Genomic DNA, 15,570 nt, shown 5'->3' on the forward strand with positions numbered 1-15,570 from the left:
GAACAAAATGGCGTCGACGCCAAAAACGTTCGAATAACTCCGCGCATCCGCATAATAAAAGAGGGCGGTAGCCCTCTTTTATTTACTTAGACAAACAGACTACCTCCCCGGACAGGAATGCTTTCCTCCGGAGCCTGCAATAAAGGAAGCAGCGCGTGGTACCCGCCATGCAACAGATCGCAGGCGGACTGACACGCCGATTGCTCCGCCTGTTCATCCAAGGCATACCACAGCAGCAGCTGGCCCTGACCATCGACGGTCAGTCTGGCCGGTTGCAATGTAGAGAGTGGACTGTTGACCTGCAACAGCAGCAGCATGACACCGACGAGCATCTTGGAGGGAAGCGGTGCCAGCGGCAGTGCCAGCACATATTGCCCGCCAATCTTCTCGAGCCATAACTCTGGTGCGTCCTCAAACCGGATTAAGCGGCTCTCACCCGCCGCAGGCAAGGTCAGTCCTGACGCACTCAACCAATCGGCCAGCATGCTCACTCCTTCATCATCCAGGATCGGGCCTGGGTAACAGTGGTGGATGAGAGAGGCTTGCTCCAGGGTTTGTTGCGGGCCCCATAGTTGTCGGCCAGCTCCCCCAGGGCCGCATTGACTTCGGCCGGTGCAATGGCGTCGATGAGGGCGTGTTCGGTTTTGCGCAGCAGCGCAACATTGGCGTCTGGCTGGCCAGGACGGAACAAGGAAGGATAAATCACCTCCTGAATGATGTTGTGGGCCACCGTCGCCACCTCACGACGTTTGGCCTCTTCCTTGCCCTGATCCAGCACAGTGAAACGCCCGGTCGGACTCGGGGTATCGAGCAGCCGTGCCAGCGCAGGGTTGTCCCCTTGGTTAAACTTAGTGGCAAGCCAGTCCCGCCGGGCCGGTGAATCTACCAGCTCACCAAGCTGCCCAAGAGCCTGGGCCAGGGAGCCCGACAGCTCGAGTCGGACCGACGGGTCCTGACTCAGAACCGATGCCACGACGACGGAGAGCTGCTCCTGAGCGGCCTGACGAAAATGAGCCGTCGCCTGCACCTCGGGGGAGCTCTCCCGGGCCACCGCAGCAAAATCCCGCTCGGAGAGCGCCAACAGGGCCGATTCCAGATCCTGGAACTGGTAAGCCTTGCGGTCGCTTGCTCTGACGTCCAGATGTTGTCCCACCGCCTCGGCCAGCTTCTCCTGCAGATGCTGCTTGTCGGCATCGCTCATGGTGAAGTTGAGTGTGCCGCTCAAGGTCCCGGTGAAGTCGCCGTGCTCGCTCTTGAGAGGCACTGTCACCATCTGATCGGCAAACGCATCCAGCCCCCTGGTTTGCAGCGCAGAACGGGCGCCGACCGGCGCACCAACCACCCAGTCCGCCACCGCCCCCTTGAGAGTACCGCGATCGGCCGCTTTGCCGCTGTCACCCTCGAACTTGAGGATCAGGTTATCGTGCTCGGAGATGGTCGCCCCCCTGGCCTCGGGATGGATGAGTTCGGGCACCGGGACATTGAGCATGACGCCGCCATCTTGCAGTGACAGCCGGTCGCCCTGCGCCAGGAAAGGCTGGTGTTGCTCCTCTGGACGACTGAAGACGATCGGGAACGAGCCGGAGATATGGGCGGCGCGAGCAATCTCCATGTCCGGCGTCAGGCTGGCGTTGAACAGGATCATCTGGGGACGGCCATCGAACATGCCGGTACCCGTGATATTCAGCTCCTTGATGGCCGGGATGTGGCGGCTAAGCCGGGCCAGATCGCCGAAGGTCACACCGCCCCCCTGTTCGAGGCGCTGCCGAATGCTTGCAATTTCGGGTCGGCTGGCCAGCTCAGGATGCGCCTTCAATTGCGCCAGTACAGAGCGACCCGACTCCTGCTTGAGCGTCTTTTCAAGCGGGACTGCCTCCGATTTCAGGCGCGGCAAGATGTTGCTCAGCAGTTGTACGAAGCTGCCCAGCTTGCCGAGCTTGAGCTTTTCGAGCACGCCGGCGATCGTCTTGCCACTCTCCCCGCTCATGTGCTGCGCCAGATTGATACTTTTCACCGGCGAATCGAGCAGACAGATGAAGTCCATCTTGTCGGACAGGGCCTTGAACTCGCTGGCATTCATGCCTGCAGCAAGCAGGGCTGCCGTGATGGCCCCGGCGGAGGAGCCGGAAAGAGTGCGGATCCCCTCCAGTTTGCCCTGTGCCTCCAGCGCCTGAATGGCACCAGGATAGGCCGCCCCCTTGGCGCCGCCGCCACTGAGCACCAGGCTGGTGAGCGGCGGTCGCTGCAGGGTGACGGACGCCGAACCATCCTGCTGACGGGTGATGGTCACCTGGCGGGGACCACAACCTTCGCAGATCATGTCGTGCTTCGAAGATGCGGCCAAGGGGGCGTGGCTCACCGACTCCAGTTGTGGACCTGCTACGCCTCCCAGCGTAGCCGCAAGGCTGGGGGCGATCTCCTGCCGTTGACTCGGGGATGGTTCAACCACACCTGACTGGGTCGGGTGGGAAAGACGGGGGGCTTGCTGAATCTGCATGGCGCTTCTCCTGTTACGATGGAATTGTGTCCATTTTAGGGAAGCGATCGGTGGTCGTTTGGCAACAAAAGCCGCGATTTTGTCGATGCTGGCGTTTATTTCATCCCGTGGGCTTCGGCTCGATCCAAGGTTGCCGACATCGCCCGCGACAAGGCGTCCAGTTGACCATCAAGGCTGGCATCGATGATCCCCACCTCCGTCTCCAGGATGCAGCCTCCCTGATCGAGCCGCGCATCGGCCGAGATCTCCAGATAGCCAATCTCGGGAAAATCCTTGTGCACCAGGGCAATCTGCTCACGTACGGCCTGCACTTGGTCGGGATGAATGCGCACCGTCACCTGCTTCTGGTTACTCACCAGAGAGAGCGCCTCACGTACCACCTTGAGGGTGAGTGCCACCTGATCATAATCTTGCAAGATCTTGCGCACGGCCTGCAGCACGACCTCGCTCATCTGCTGCTCGACCGTGCGGTAGTATGTCTGGCACTGCAACTGGGTCTGGTGAACGAGCACCGCCTGTTCACAGCGGGCCTCTTCAATGCCCGCCTGCCAGCCGAGCGCCTTCTGCTGCTCGTAAACCGCGTGGGCCTCCTGCACTATCTCGGCCGCCTGCGCCCGGGCCGCCTCCACCAACGCCTGGGCGCTGAGGTAGGATTGGTAATCCTGACTGCGCAAGATGCGCTGGCTCGGCGCCAGTTGCAGGTGCTCACTCTTTATTTCAACAAATGGCAGCATTGTGGTGTTACCTGTTTGGCTATCTTGAGACAGAGCGCCCGAGCCAGCGGCAGCTGTTCGGCAACCAGGCGCCACGATGAAGCCTGCGTCGCAGGCGGGAGCCGCAGGGCGAGACGGCGAGCCCAATCAGGATCCGCATCCCCCACCGCTGCCAGCCAGAATTGCAACCCAGCCTGCTCCAGATATGCCCCATCCAGCTGTGCTGGCAGTGGTCGCTGCCACCCCGCAGGCCAGGGTCCTATGAGCAGATCGAGCTGGGAGAGCACGGTCTTGTGCCCCTCCTCCCCCAGCAAGGCAATGATCTCGCGCAGGGCGGGAGCCAGCAGACAATGCCGAATCCCCTCCCCGTGCAGCACGGCGCCGAGACGGCGCAGCACCAGCGCAAGTTCCGCCAGGGGGAAGAGGGCCAGCCCCCCCAAGCGAGCAGGCATCTCGTAATCAATCCCCAAGGCCAGCTCGTCGAGCAGGGCACCGTTGATGGCTGGCAGCCTCCGCCAATCCGATAACGGCGCCTGCAGCCAGCACCATGCGGCGGGAAAGTGGGCCTCATGGAGGTAGCTGGCCGGGCAGAAACGCAACTGGTAAGGCGTCAAACCGACGGCCATCAGCGACTCCGGCTCCGATGCCACAGGTATTGGGCCAGGTTGGTGGTCACCAGCAGTGCCAGCAACAGGGCTATCAAGCCTGACAGGCGCCACTTGGACGCTTCGCTCACCTCAATGGCGAAGAGACTGGTGTTGCGCGACATCAACGGCATCTGGCGGATATCGGCCGACGGTACCAGCACCACGCTGATCCTGTCGTAAGCCAAGCCCTCGATGCTGTTGTTGACCAACTGCTTGATCTGCGGGATATAGGTGTCCAGCTGGATATCTGCGGCATGCTTGATAAAAACGGATGCCGAGGCGGGAGAGGTCTTCTTGCCGAACCCCTCATTGCCTTCCGGCAGCACCACGTGCACCCTGGCCACCAGCACGCCGTCTATCTCGGAAAGGGTATGTGAGATCTCCTGCGCCTTGGCGTAGTTGAGGCGGGCCCGCTCCTCGGTCGGTGAGGAGATGAGGCCGTCCTTGGGAAACACATCCTGCAGGGTGGAGAAACTTTCACGCGGATACCCCTTGCGCTTGAGAGTCTCGATGGCTTGCGCCACATCGGACTCCTCCACCAACAGCTTGATATTGCCGTCCTTGTCCGGCTGCTTGTCCGAGGAGATCCCCTCGGTACGCAGCAACGCCAGCATCTCGTTGCCCTCTTTCTGGCTGACCCCGGTATAGAGTTCCACTTTGCAGCCACTGAGGAGCAGGGAGGTGAATACCACCCCCATCAGCATCGATCTCTTCACACTACCTCACTGGGTCTTCAACAGGGTTTCTACGTTCTGGCTCATCTTACCCACCGTCTTGGCGATCAACTCCTCCTGCATGGTGATGCGCATCAGCGACCACTGCATCTGCATCAGGCTGTTGGGATCATCCCCCGGTGTGGCCAATTCGGCCTCAAGGCTCTTCTTGGCCTCGACGAACTGCTGCTTTATCTCTCCGAGATCCCCCAGCAGCGAGCCTCCCAACCCCTGTGAGGATGCCCCCATCGCCTGCTCGAAGCTGGCAACCTGGGCAGAGGAGGCGTCCGCTGTTTTCAACTCATCCAGGCTGGTCACGACCGCCTGGGCAGACTGTGCAATTTCCATCACGCCTCCAGATCAAGTTTGTGCGAATAGCGCATCAGATTATTCACCATGCTGTTGAGCGGGATCAGGGTCATCAGCTCGCGGCGAGCCAGTTCCCCCAGATACTCCCGCTCGGGAGGCAGTGTCCCCTGCTCACCCTTGAGGTCCGCCATCATATTCAGCAGTACTTTTTCCCGTCGTGATGCCAGCGGATCAAATTCCCGCATCATGGCCCGTAATTCGGGCAAGTCGATGGCAGAGACGACGGGTAACTCGCGCCCACCGAACCGCTCGATCAGTTGCTGAGTCACCGGTTGGAACAACTGCTTGCCAATCTCCTGTGCCGGTTTGCCCTCCTGCTGGTAGATCTGCCACAGCAGATCCCGCTGTGCGGCCGGGGGAACCTTGTCCAACAGGTTCTTGAGCGGCTCCCCCTGTTGCCGGCGAGCAAACAGATCAGGTTCTACCCCTTTGACCAGCAATCGTTCGAACTGACGCTGGGCTGCCGGCTCGGGGGGGCGCGCCTGCAACTCCTGCCCCCCCTGCCGAGCGGAATGCTCGTTGCTGTCAATTTTCATGACGCCATCTGCTCACGCAGACCCGCCGCAAACTGCTGCAGGGTCGGCTGGGTGCTGGTTTCCAGCCGGGCGAGTCGCGCCGCCAACGCATCAGACTGGCCAAGCCGCCATTCACAGAGCGCCAACCAGGGCTCGATGTCCGGGCTCCCCTGCGCCGCGCCCATCAGCAACGCGCCCTGGTAGTCTCCCTGATTCATCAGAGATGAGAGGCGGATCAGCGTCACACACTCCGCCATGCCAGTTTCACCCGCCAGCCAATCGGCTATGGTTGCCGCCTCTTGGTGACAGTGATGTCCAGTACCTGCCAGCGCCAGTTCGGCAAGCTGTCGTTTGAGTTGAGCGTTCATCATCAGATCTTCTGCAAGATGCCCTGCATCAGGTCTTTCATGGCGCGGGTCACGGTGGAGTTGATGTTGTAGATAACCGACCACTTGTTGATCTTGTGCTGCAGTTCGGCAAGCAACGCGGGGTTGTCCGGGGTAGACTTCATATCAGCAATAGCGTCATTGACTGCTTTATTGCTTGCATTTGCCTGTTCTTTCAGAGAATTAGCAACACTATCTAGGGTGTTGTTATTCTCTCCTCCACCTACAAAAATTGGGCTACTAGCCATGGTCATTCTCCCTTTATTTTCTCAATGATCTTCAGTCCCGCCTCGATGGCGTCGACTTCCTGCTGCCACTGCCGGTACTGCTGCGGGGTACCACCACGCAGCAGTTGCCGCTTCAACGTCCCTTGTGCCTGGATAAACTGCCCATGCAGCTCACGGACAAACGCGGGATCAGCGCCTGACAGTTGCACTTCCAAATGGGTCATCATGACGCTCGTCTCCTGTTAACCTGACGATGTATTGCTGTTTGCCCTTGCTCACCACCACCGCATCACGACGAATGGCCAGTACCCGCACCCCGTTGGTGGTCGCCCCCCCGACGGGGTAGCGCAGATTGTTCGCCAGGATCACGTAGGGAACCCGGCCAAGCGACACGCTGCGCACATCAAACTCCAGTTCATCCTGGCGGGGGGTCCGATCCGGGCTGAGCAGCACCAGCACAGGATGGCTACCAAACTCCTTGCGAAACTGCTGCTGAACCAGTTGAAGCTGCCCCATCCGACCCTCATCCAATGAGCCTGAGACTTCGATGCGATCGCCAACCTCCTTCACCCGCAAGAGCCCCGCCAGCCCATGACCCTGCAACAGGGCATCGAGCCGTTTGCGAGAAACGCCGGCAATCTGCACCTGATTCTCGACCCCCAATACACCGGGGACTTCCTGTTTGAGCAGCGACTCTATCTGGCTCCACTTCGCATGCTGTGTATCGATCTCACCGCTTAGCCGTAGCCAACCCGGCGCCTTGCCATTGCGAACCTGAAGCTGCTCATACCCCAGCTTTTGCAGGATGAAACCGGCCCCCTGGCGCAAATCCTCCATGCTGCGCAGCTCGAGCCGGTAACTGAAACCGTTGCCCTCGAGGTATTGCTGCAGTGCGAGGCGGGAGCTGTTCTCATCGACATAACCAGACAGCTGCCAGAGCCCAGATTCCGCATGCTTGAGCACCACCTGTTGATAGGCCGGGGCCGCAAGAAAACGCTTCAACATCTGCTCACCACGGGCGACGTCACTCTCATCACGGCCCTGCCACCAGCCATAACCGAGCAGGGTCAACACGCCCCCGACCATTGCCAGACAGAGCATCACCATCCAGATGTCGGCACGACCGGCACGCGGCCGCTGGCGAGGGGGGGCGGCCAGGATAGTCGACACCTCCAGCTGCTCAGGCAGCGAGCGGCCACTGTCGCAGAAACTCCAGAGCAAGGTGCCAGCCTCAAGCCGTGTCCCGGCCATGAGCAAGGCGCCGGCCTCAAGCGTCATGCCATCCTGAGTCGGGGTAATGCCCTCGGCCCACTCCTGCAGGGTGATCCCCTCGGCAGTCACCATCAGCACCAGATGCACAGGTGCCATGCCTTCATCCACCAGCACCAAATCGGCCTGCAGAGGATCGGCCCCTATGACCAGGCGCCCCTCCGGCAAGGGGACTTCGACCCCGCGGTTGAGCCCGCGATACACGCGGCATTTCCAGCTCATCGGGCTGCACCGTCGTTGACTGCCTGCATGCACCATTGGGCGGCAGGGCTGCACTTCTGTTCCTTGCTCATCTCAACCAGTCGCCAGCCCAGCTCGCCACCCATCCGGCATTGCGTCAGGGAGGAGCTCTTGCCCGCCTGGCGCATCAGTTGCTGCACCTCGCGAGCGGCCGCCAGTGGCTGGCACTGGGCGCCACTCAACACCTTGCCAAGAGAGAGGCTCTGGTTGGAAAACTCATCGGCCCCCAGCACGCCGGCCCGCAGATCCTGACCATTGCCCAGAGACAGATAGTGGGCGATGCCATCATCGATCAGCTTCGGTTCGATGATGAAGAGTCGTACCGAGCGCCGGGTCTGACTCTCCTTGCTCCGAAACAGCACGCCCAGATAGGGAATATCGCCAAGGAAAGGCACCTTGCTCAGACTCTCGCTCAGCGCGTCACGGTAGATGCCCCCAATCAGCAGACTCTGGCCGTGCCCGACCCTGGCTATGGTGTCCACCACGGTGCGGCTGATCGTTGGAATACCGTCCGTGCCGGAGCTGTTGGGCTTTTGACTACCATCCTCGATATGCAGGCTCAGGCTGATCTCGGGTCTCTCACCCATCTGGATCACCCGTGGCGTCATCCGCAGCATGGTGCCGTAGGTGATCCCCTGCAGTTCGGCCACCCGCTCACCGCTGATCTTGACGTAGTAAGTCTCGCTGTGGTCGATCACCGCCTGAGTATTCTCCTGGGTCAACAGGGTCGGACGGGAAATCACCTGGGCATTTCCCTCGTTTTCCAGCAGATTGACCCTGGCCAGCAGATAGTCGAGTCCTTTGGTATCTACCAGGCTACCCAGTGCAGCCCCAGCATCAATCCCCTCGCGATCGCCGGTGGTCTTGATGATCACCTGCTGGTTGGAACCGGTGCTGATCCCGACTCGCCAGTCCACCCCCAGTTGGGAGAGATCCTCGGCATTGATGTCGATGATGGAGAGCGCCACTTCGATGCGCGCCGCCGGTTTATCCAGCGCCGCAATCAATTTGCCGTACATCGCCATCCGCTCCGGCGCATCGCGCACTATCACGGCGTTGAGAGAGGGATCGGCCTGGACTATGGCCTGACCCGACACGGAGGCACCGCCCTTCTTCCCTTCCCCGTTGACCATCTGCACCCCGGCATCGCTGAGCAGCCGAGCCAGAATGGTCGCCACACCGGGAGCCTCCACATCGGTGTCGCGATACTGGATAGAACGATCGACCGCCGAAGCATATTTGAGCGGGAAAACCTCGATGGCCAGCGGACCCGTCTTCTCACTGCGCAGTTGAGACTGCTGCTCCAGCGCCACCGCGGTCTGTTCAATCAATTCGAGGTAGCGCGGTGGGCCGGAAACATAGACCAGGCGGTTGTCCGCATCGGGGCGCCAGCCAAAACGGGGCTCCCAGATCCCGGCACGCTGCAATGCCTGTTTCAACTCGGCCGCACCTGTCTGCTCCAGATTGATGAGACGGGACTGCACCTCGCTGTTCTTGAAGACATAGAGCACATTGCCGTCGTAGTACCAGACCAGATTGTAGAGGGAGGCGAGTTGCTGCAAGAAAGCCAGCGGCTCGTCATGCTCGAACTGACCATTGACCTGATCATTGACCTTGTCGCTGACCACCACCGACACCTCGTAGTTGGCTCCAAAGTTGACCAACACATCGCGCAGACTCTCCCCTTCCGCGACGTAGCTGTACGGCATGGGTATCCAGTCCAGCTCCTGGGCCACGACGGGCCGCAGCCAGGCGGTCGCACCTATGCAGAGCCACAAGAAAGGGCGAACCAGTCTTTGCACACTCAAGGGTGCCATATCATCTGTCTCCATTGGGGGGCCAATGCGGCCTCGGTCAATTGGGGTTCCAGCCGCTCCAGCAAGGTAATATGCTGGCTCAGGTGCTCTTCCAGGCGCTGCTCATCCAACCCCTCCAGCCCAAGCCTGGCTTCCAGTTGCAGGTTGCCCAGCTCGTCCAGCACCAGGGCATGAGGAGCATGGCGCCCCCAGGCCACCACTTGTTGCAGCAAGCGCTTCAACAGCGCCGGATCATAGGCCTCCCCCTGCGCGGCCTGACTGCTTTCTAGGGGGGTGCTCAGCAACAATTCACCCGCCCTCGGCGTCAAGAAAAGAGGGTAACCATCGAGCCGCAGATGGTATTTACCCTGTGCATCGGCAATAAAAGCCCCTTGGCCAAGCTTTGCGGCCAATCGATTCAGTAGAGTGTGCATAATTCCTCGGGCTATCTAACGCGCGGGCGGTTGCCAGTAGAAGTGATCCTGAGCCAGGGAGATCCCCCGGCTAGCCAGCCATTCGTGCAGGGTCTGCGCCGCAGCGGGTTGATGAGGCAGAGCCTGCAGGGCATGCCAGAATGCGCCGAGCTCCAGCGGTACCGGCATCAGGCTATCCGGATCACCTTCTTTGCTCTGCAGCTCATACCAGGCAGGCCAGGCCAGCTGGAGACGCTGCTCACACTGTGCCTGCAACTGCTGTAACTCCTGCTCACGCTGGTCCAACTGGGCAAGCTGGGCCTCAATCCGGGTCTCAAGATCCACCGGCACATCGACGACCGTCTGCCAGAATACCGCCTGAGCACGGAGCTGCCGCCGCATGACCTGCAGCTGTTCCTTCTCGTTGAGCCAGCTACCGTAGAGGGGCTCCAGACGCTGAACCCACCAGTGATGCAGGGGATAGAGCACCCAGTGCCACAGCAGGCTGCGATCCGCCAGATTGATGCTGTCCCCCAGTTGTTGCAACCAGTCGTGGCCTTCACTGCCCGCCAGTCGCAGGATCTGCTGCAGTTCCTGGCGCGACACGACCAGCGCCGCATCCAGGCGACGTTGGAACCAGATAGAACCCAACAAAGTCTCCAGCTGGGTTCTTGGCAACAAGCGTTGCAGTAACCCCATCTGCTGCGATGTGATCACTCCGGCATCCTGATAACGGAGCGCGGACAGTCGCCCGACCAAGCGATCCCGACTCAGGGTGTCAGCTTGGACAACGGTAACCCGACGACCTGCAAACAGGCCCTGGTTAGGTGAATGGTGATCTTGCTGACTCATGCTATGCCTTGCTCATCTTGCTGCGGGCAATAATGGGATAATGCTGCGATATGTGGGTCATTCTATACATTGCCCCCTCTCCTGGCTTATAAAAAACGTCAGATTATTTTAGTCCGGCGTTAATCTCCGCCATGCCTGGCACGGCTTGGTGTGCACCCGAAACGACGGCGATAGCTCTGGGTAAAATAGGACTGACTGGAGAAGCCGGCCTCCATTGCAATATCGACGATGCTCATTTCACTATTGAGCAATAACTGATGAGCGTAGAGGATACGCCGTTCACTGATCCAAGCCCGGGGGGAGACGCCATATATCGAGCCAAATAACTCCTTGAAGGTAGTCAATCCCATGCCAAATTCTTTGGCAAATACGCTCAACTTCCACTCCATCAGATAATGCTTTTCCATGAAGTGTTGTAACCGCTCGACCTGGCGATTGCTCAACTGCCGTAAGATGGACATCAATTGGGCACCCTGCTCGCCAAATGCCAGCAGGAATAACAACTCCTCGGTGCGCAATTGGGCAAGAGCGGGTGGATGCGCATGCTCCGTCAAGCCGCACAAACCCTGAATACACTGCGTCAGCAAGGGGGACGTGTTGAAAGGCAATAAGCTGGGTGCCATGCCATCGACTCTGGCTACTTCACTGAGCAGTGAGCCAAAACGTTGTAAGAAGCCTTGCAGGAAGGTACTGGAAAAGGGTAGCCAAAGCAGGCGACAAGGGCCTTCACCGGTACAGACCGCATAGTTGCCACGGCGCACGAACATCAGTTCGTTGGAGGATAACTCGTAGGTGTCGGTGCAGTCTTGCCACTTCATCGAGCCTTCCAAGAGAATATATATTCCCTCTTGTGAATGTTCGATGACGTTAAAAGCAGACATGCGCCACTGGAGCAGGGCTATATCGCCCTTCTCTGCGGTAGTAATGCCCTTCATATGTCGTTTTCCTGAATCTGCGCGTAGTGCCAGTAACATCTCAGCTGAATAAGGCTTCCGCTGGACATCTTATTATTGGCGTTTTATTTATTTTTGTGTGACGTAATCAATTTCAAGGCGACAAATTAATCACCATTGAAATTCGGGAGGGCATCCTACAACAGCCATCAACAGAAAAACCAGCCAAATATTAGAGCTAGTGCACTATTTGTGCATTTATCTAATTATTACAAAAAGTAACCATCCCATTGGAAGATAGTTCGTTACAAAAAAAAACATTTAATACCGCATGATAAACAAATAACTGTTTGATTTCAGACTTGTTTATTAATCACCTTACTGCTGACATTGTGGATAACAGGTTTTTGGCTGCAATTTAATAACTATTTTCTCATTATTAAAAGCCTTAAAAACTTTCTGCTGATGAGTGGCTTGTATCCCCGAACTGCCGCTGAAACGCAAGCGGGTACGCAGATAGAGCTCCCCTTCTGCAAGCTGCAAGGGTGTCAGCCGCACATCAAATGCCAGCGGCAATATGCTCACCTCATATTCGGTGGCCGCAACCTGCAGCAGACGCCCCTTGATCACACTCAGCACCGCCACCTCCACGATGGCTGGTCGTGGCAATACCCCGGCAAGCTGCACCTCCCCCTCCAGTTGCAGCAGGGGGGGTTGCACCACCGGTGTCGAGACGCAGCCCGACAACATGACTATCAGCAGCAAGGCAAGCAGGCGGCTCATAGCACGCGGATCTTGCGTTCGGCCAGCGGCATGTGCTCGCCCTGTTGCAAACGCTGAAGTGCCAACTCCTGCACCCGATTAAGGATAACGGCAGGACGTAGCAAGGCCGACAAGGGCAGCTGACCAGCGGCAACCTGCATGGAGCTCATTGCTCTGCCGGCAAAGTCTTTCGCCGTGTTCTGGCCAATAGTCTGCAGCGCGGCACTACCGGGTGATTCCTGAATCTTCATGGTTATACCCGCACCCCCATCACCTCATCACTGCTATCACTCGGCTGCTCTTGGGATCGCAGCAACTCCTGCCAAAACTCGGCATGCTCGAGCATGCTGGCGAGACTCTCTTCAAACTGCACCAGCGTCAGTCGGCTGGCCGCCATCTGGCGATAGAGTTGTACCGTCAGGCTCTCTTCATCGAACCCGAAGTGCAGATTGAACTGATACCAATGGCGGTTGAAGCTGGCCAGCTGGCGAAAGATCCCCTCGCCCACCTGGTGCAGCTCGGCCACATCGGCCTGCAACACCAGATGATCCCGCTCCGACACCAGGATCAGGCTCAACTGCAGTCGCTCATCAAAGCAGAGTGCAGCGACCCCCTCCTGATTGAGGACAAGGGATGGCAAACCATATTTGGTGGCAAATTCGGCTAGCAGTTGATTGATGATGACAGTTACATCCATGATTTCCTCCAGCAGAGAGGGAGGGATGTTAGCCTGTCGCAGCAATCCTGGCTGTCACTCAAAGGCGGCTCTTTTAAGAAAAAAAGCCAGAAAAACAAAAAGGCGCCCGGGTGGGCGCCTTGAGCAACATCATGATTATGCAACGCCGAATGCGGCTCGCATGGCCTGGTTATGGCTCTGGGCGTATTGCTGCATCATCTGCAACACATCCTTCATGAAGCCGCTGTTGAAGTTCATCTGATCTTCCACTTTCTGCTTCTGCGTCTGGGCCACGCTGGAACGCACCTCGTCTTCCTTGGCATCCGCCTGGGAGAACCCTTGGCTAACCTGAATGGAGCTATTGGCCATCTGGGTACCTCCTTGCAGCACGGTACTGACGAGCTGCTGGCGACTGTTGTTGGCATCAAACTTCTTGTTCAGGGTCTTCAGGGCCGCCTTGTCGTTACTGATCCTTGCAGTCAGCTCCTGTCCGGCATCCCCTATATCCAGGCCAGCCGCTTTCTTCATGTCCCCAAGCTGCTGTAGATCCTTCTGCCGACCTGTGATGTTAGCGTTGAGGGCCTTGTCCTGTTTGACGGCCTTGGCCGATTTGCTCATGGAGAAGCCTCCCATGACGGCCGAAACTGCGGTCATCACCCCGGACACCACCGCCATGGCAATCATCAGCTTGGCGCCACTGCGCATCTCGTTCACCTGATCCTTCTGGGCGGAGATCACGGCCTGGTTCTCCATGTCCCGCTGCTGCAACCCCATCTCGCGGGCTCGGCGCGCCATCTCGAACAGCAGGCTCATGATGCTGAGAGTGCTATCGAGCTCTGAACTACCCTTGGTCAGCAGACTCGCATCTAACCCCTGGCGCGGCCGGATCAACTCGGGCATAGCCTGAGATTGAGATCCTTTGACAGACTTGTTGTTACCCGCCTCATGGGTCGTCCGCTGGCCGGTAACGCCCTCCTTGCTCTGCACCCCATCATTGCCGGTGGGAGCGACATAGCTGCTACCCTGGGTGTTGTTGGTATTGACACTGCTCATATCGAACTCTCCTTAAATGGCTGCCGGTCTGCTGGCGAGGTTATTGAACATGGCCCCTCTGGCCGTGATCATCTGGAAGATCATCTCCATCACTTGCTGGAACGCCTCCGTCATCTGGGACAGGGCCTCCTTGAGCTTGTCCATCACCCCCTCCAGCAAGGTCATTGCCTGACGGTTCTCCAGCAGATCCGCCTGCTTGGTCTGCAAGTGGGCCTGCATCGCACTGTCGACTGTCTTGGTCACGCCGCCGCTCACATCGAGCACTAGATCAGCCGCCTGGGTAGCGAATTTGACGGCTTTCGAGGCGGTACTCGCGGCGCTGGTTCCCAAGGTGACCACAACAGTGATAATGGCAATCAGAATCTCCGCAGCCATCATGATAGGCCCCAGAATCTTCATATCCTCCGGGGAGATGCGACCATCCTCGGCGGCCTGCTGCACTGCCATATTGGCAATACCAACCGCACCACCGACGATCATCATGGCGCCGGCCGCAGCACCGATACCGGTGGCGATCATGATGGCCCCGAGAACGATGGAGGCGATGGCGCTGATCCAGCCGAAGATTTTGGCGGCCAGACCGGATTTCTTGGCTTTATCGGCGGCTTCCCCGGCCTCCTTCATCTTGGTCTGGTTTTCATCGATCTTTTTCAGGTTTTCGGCGCGAGCCCGCTCAATATCGGCCAGCTTCAATTTCTTCTGGGTCTGCTCCAGCTCGCTGGTCATCTTCCCCAGCTCGATCTCGAACTCTTCGGGAGAGGTAAAGGCCAGTTTGGTCAGCAGGGAGGAGTAGGCCAACAGCTTGGAGGCATTGGCCGCCCCCTGCTGGACCGTCTTCATCACTTGCCCCAGCTCCTGCTGCTGAGCAGGAGTCACCTGCTGATTGATACCAGGCTTGGGCTGCGGTAGATCCACCCCCTGACCCCGTCCCTCGCTTCTATTATTGAGCTCACCGGCCGCTACCTGGGTGGTCTGAGCGGTACCCTTGTTGTCCTCAACCAAGGGGAGCTGGGCCCCTCCGATGGGAAGAGGGCGATCACTGGTTATCGGATGCATTCTGCATATCCTTTTTTGCTTTAACAGCTTCCAACATGATGCCGGCGCGGGTGGCTAACTCCGCCAGTTCAGGCTTTGCTGCCACCAACAATTGGGCCGAGTGGAAGCCACTCTCGGCCCCTTCGAGCTCTCCCATCTGCAGGAGACACTCGGCGGCATGGAAGGGGAATCTGGGTTCCTGGAGATCCATCATGGCGCCATAGCTATAGCTATCGATGGCCAACTGGAATTGGCCCAGCGCCTGACGGCAAGCTCCCAGCCCCAGAAAGAAACGCGCCTCGTAATGATCCAGCACGCAGAGGGCCTGAAAGATCTTGTGTGCCTCGTCGTACTTGCCGGCGCGATACTGGTTGAAGCCCAGGGTGTAGAGCTGCTCCAACGTATCGCTGGACACCTCGTTGAGCATGGCGAGGGTGCCCCCATCCTGCAGGAAGGCCTCTACCGCCTGTTCGTCTACCTGAGTCATATCGTGTTCCATTACTGCTCCTGAGAA

At 58.7% G+C, this 15,570-nt stretch carries 21 protein-coding genes; all 21 read right to left on the bottom strand.

Translation table 11 applies throughout. The features are described from left to right. Positions 1-86: 86 nt before the first annotated feature. Complete coding sequence (locus EL255_RS14200; RefSeq protein WP_042654950.1) at positions 87-485, bottom strand: type III secretion system chaperone family protein; 399 nt, start codon at positions 483-485, stop codon at positions 87-89. A gap of 2 nt (positions 486-487) precedes the next feature. Next, the gene (locus tag EL255_RS14205; RefSeq protein ID WP_197720895.1) at positions 488-2,497 is read right to left on the bottom strand and encodes a patatin-like phospholipase family protein; all 2,010 of its coding nucleotides are present in this window, start codon (positions 2,495-2,497) and stop codon (positions 488-490) included. 95 nt (positions 2,498-2,592) lie between these two features. Further along, positions 2,593-3,231 (bottom strand): HrpE/YscL family type III secretion apparatus protein, encoded by a 639-nt coding sequence (locus EL255_RS14210; RefSeq protein WP_042654951.1) that lies wholly within the window; start codon positions 3,229-3,231, stop codon positions 2,593-2,595. Beyond that, a complete protein-coding gene (locus tag EL255_RS14215; RefSeq protein ID WP_042654952.1) occupies positions 3,210-3,836 on the bottom strand; it encodes a Yop proteins translocation protein K in 627 nt (208 codons plus the stop codon). Before EL255_RS14215 ends, EL255_RS14210 begins: the two co-directional genes overlap by 22 nt. Then, positions 3,836-4,573, bottom strand: a complete 738-nt coding sequence (sctJ, locus tag EL255_RS14220; protein ID WP_197720896.1) for a type III secretion system inner membrane ring lipoprotein SctJ — start codon at positions 4,571-4,573, stop codon at positions 3,836-3,838. The genes EL255_RS14215 and sctJ overlap by 1 nt, the downstream gene beginning before the upstream one ends. A 6-nt stretch (positions 4,574-4,579) precedes the next feature. After that, positions 4,580-4,918, bottom strand: a complete 339-nt coding sequence (sctI, locus tag EL255_RS14225) for a type III secretion system inner rod subunit SctI (RefSeq protein ID WP_042654954.1) — start codon at positions 4,916-4,918, stop codon at positions 4,580-4,582. Further along, positions 4,918-5,475 carry a YopR family T3SS polymerization control protein gene (locus EL255_RS14230; protein ID WP_042654955.1) on the bottom strand — a complete coding sequence of 186 codons (558 nt, stop codon included), beginning with the start codon at positions 5,473-5,475 and terminating at the stop codon, positions 4,918-4,920. The genes sctI and EL255_RS14230 overlap by 1 nt, the downstream gene beginning before the upstream one ends. Beyond that, entirely contained in the window at positions 5,472-5,825 is a 354-nt protein-coding gene (locus EL255_RS14235) for a YscG family type III secretion system chaperone (RefSeq protein WP_042654956.1), read from the bottom strand. The genes EL255_RS14230 and EL255_RS14235 overlap by 4 nt, the downstream gene beginning before the upstream one ends. After that, a complete protein-coding gene (gene sctF / locus EL255_RS14240) occupies positions 5,825-6,094 on the bottom strand; it encodes a type III secretion system needle filament subunit SctF (protein WP_408608776.1) in 270 nt (89 codons plus the stop codon). Before sctF ends, EL255_RS14235 begins: the two co-directional genes overlap by 1 nt. Continuing rightward, positions 6,091-6,294, bottom strand: a complete 204-nt coding sequence (locus EL255_RS14245) for an EscE/YscE/SsaE family type III secretion system needle protein co-chaperone (RefSeq protein ID WP_042654958.1) — start codon at positions 6,292-6,294, stop codon at positions 6,091-6,093. Before EL255_RS14245 ends, sctF begins: the two co-directional genes overlap by 4 nt. Next, on the bottom strand, positions 6,257-7,558 hold the full coding sequence (gene sctD, locus EL255_RS14250) for a type III secretion system inner membrane ring subunit SctD (RefSeq protein WP_042654959.1): 1,302 nt from the start codon (positions 7,556-7,558) through the stop codon (positions 6,257-6,259). The genes EL255_RS14245 and sctD overlap by 38 nt, the downstream gene beginning before the upstream one ends. Continuing rightward, the gene (gene sctC / locus EL255_RS14255; RefSeq protein WP_170176013.1) at positions 7,555-9,408 is read right to left on the bottom strand and encodes a type III secretion system outer membrane ring subunit SctC; all 1,854 of its coding nucleotides are present in this window, start codon (positions 9,406-9,408) and stop codon (positions 7,555-7,557) included. Before sctC ends, sctD begins: the two co-directional genes overlap by 4 nt. After that, positions 9,381-9,806 carry a YscB family type III secretion system chaperone gene (locus EL255_RS14260; RefSeq protein ID WP_042654961.1) on the bottom strand — a complete coding sequence of 142 codons (426 nt, stop codon included), beginning with the start codon at positions 9,804-9,806 and terminating at the stop codon, positions 9,381-9,383. Before EL255_RS14260 ends, sctC begins: the two co-directional genes overlap by 28 nt. A 15-nt stretch (positions 9,807-9,821) precedes the next feature. Beyond that, positions 9,822-10,502 (bottom strand): T3SS regulon anti-activator ExsD domain-containing protein, encoded by a 681-nt coding sequence (locus EL255_RS14265; protein WP_269471657.1) that lies wholly within the window; start codon positions 10,500-10,502, stop codon positions 9,822-9,824. Between the two features lie 254 nt (positions 10,503-10,756). After that, entirely contained in the window at positions 10,757-11,572 is an 816-nt protein-coding gene (locus tag EL255_RS14270) for an AraC family transcriptional regulator (protein ID WP_042654963.1), read from the bottom strand. Positions 11,573-11,908: 336 nt separating this feature from the next. Continuing rightward, the gene (locus EL255_RS14275; protein WP_042654964.1) at positions 11,909-12,313 is read right to left on the bottom strand and encodes a YscW family type III secretion system pilotin; all 405 of its coding nucleotides are present in this window, start codon (positions 12,311-12,313) and stop codon (positions 11,909-11,911) included. Continuing rightward, the gene (locus EL255_RS14280) at positions 12,310-12,543 is read right to left on the bottom strand and encodes a T3SS regulon translocated regulator ExsE family protein (RefSeq protein WP_042654965.1); all 234 of its coding nucleotides are present in this window, start codon (positions 12,541-12,543) and stop codon (positions 12,310-12,312) included. The genes EL255_RS14275 and EL255_RS14280 overlap by 4 nt, the downstream gene beginning before the upstream one ends. Positions 12,544-12,545: 2 nt before the next feature. Continuing rightward, a complete protein-coding gene (locus tag EL255_RS14285; protein ID WP_042654966.1) occupies positions 12,546-12,989 on the bottom strand; it encodes a type III secretion system chaperone in 444 nt (147 codons plus the stop codon). A 135-nt stretch (positions 12,990-13,124) separates the two neighbouring features. Next, positions 13,125-14,021, bottom strand: a complete 897-nt coding sequence (locus EL255_RS14290; protein ID WP_084228427.1) for a YopD family type III secretion system translocon subunit — start codon at positions 14,019-14,021, stop codon at positions 13,125-13,127. Between the two features lie 12 nt (positions 14,022-14,033). After that, the gene (gene sctE / locus EL255_RS14295; protein WP_042654967.1) at positions 14,034-15,077 is read right to left on the bottom strand and encodes a type III secretion system translocon subunit SseC family protein; all 1,044 of its coding nucleotides are present in this window, start codon (positions 15,075-15,077) and stop codon (positions 14,034-14,036) included. Further along, a complete protein-coding gene (locus tag EL255_RS14300; RefSeq protein ID WP_042654968.1) occupies positions 15,058-15,555 on the bottom strand; it encodes a SycD/LcrH family type III secretion system chaperone in 498 nt (165 codons plus the stop codon). The genes sctE and EL255_RS14300 overlap by 20 nt, the downstream gene beginning before the upstream one ends. Positions 15,556-15,570 lie beyond the last annotated feature (15 nt).

It is taken from the genome of Aeromonas encheleia, from assembly GCF_900637545.1.
Lineage (GTDB): Bacteria > Pseudomonadota > Gammaproteobacteria > Enterobacterales > Aeromonadaceae > Aeromonas > Aeromonas encheleia.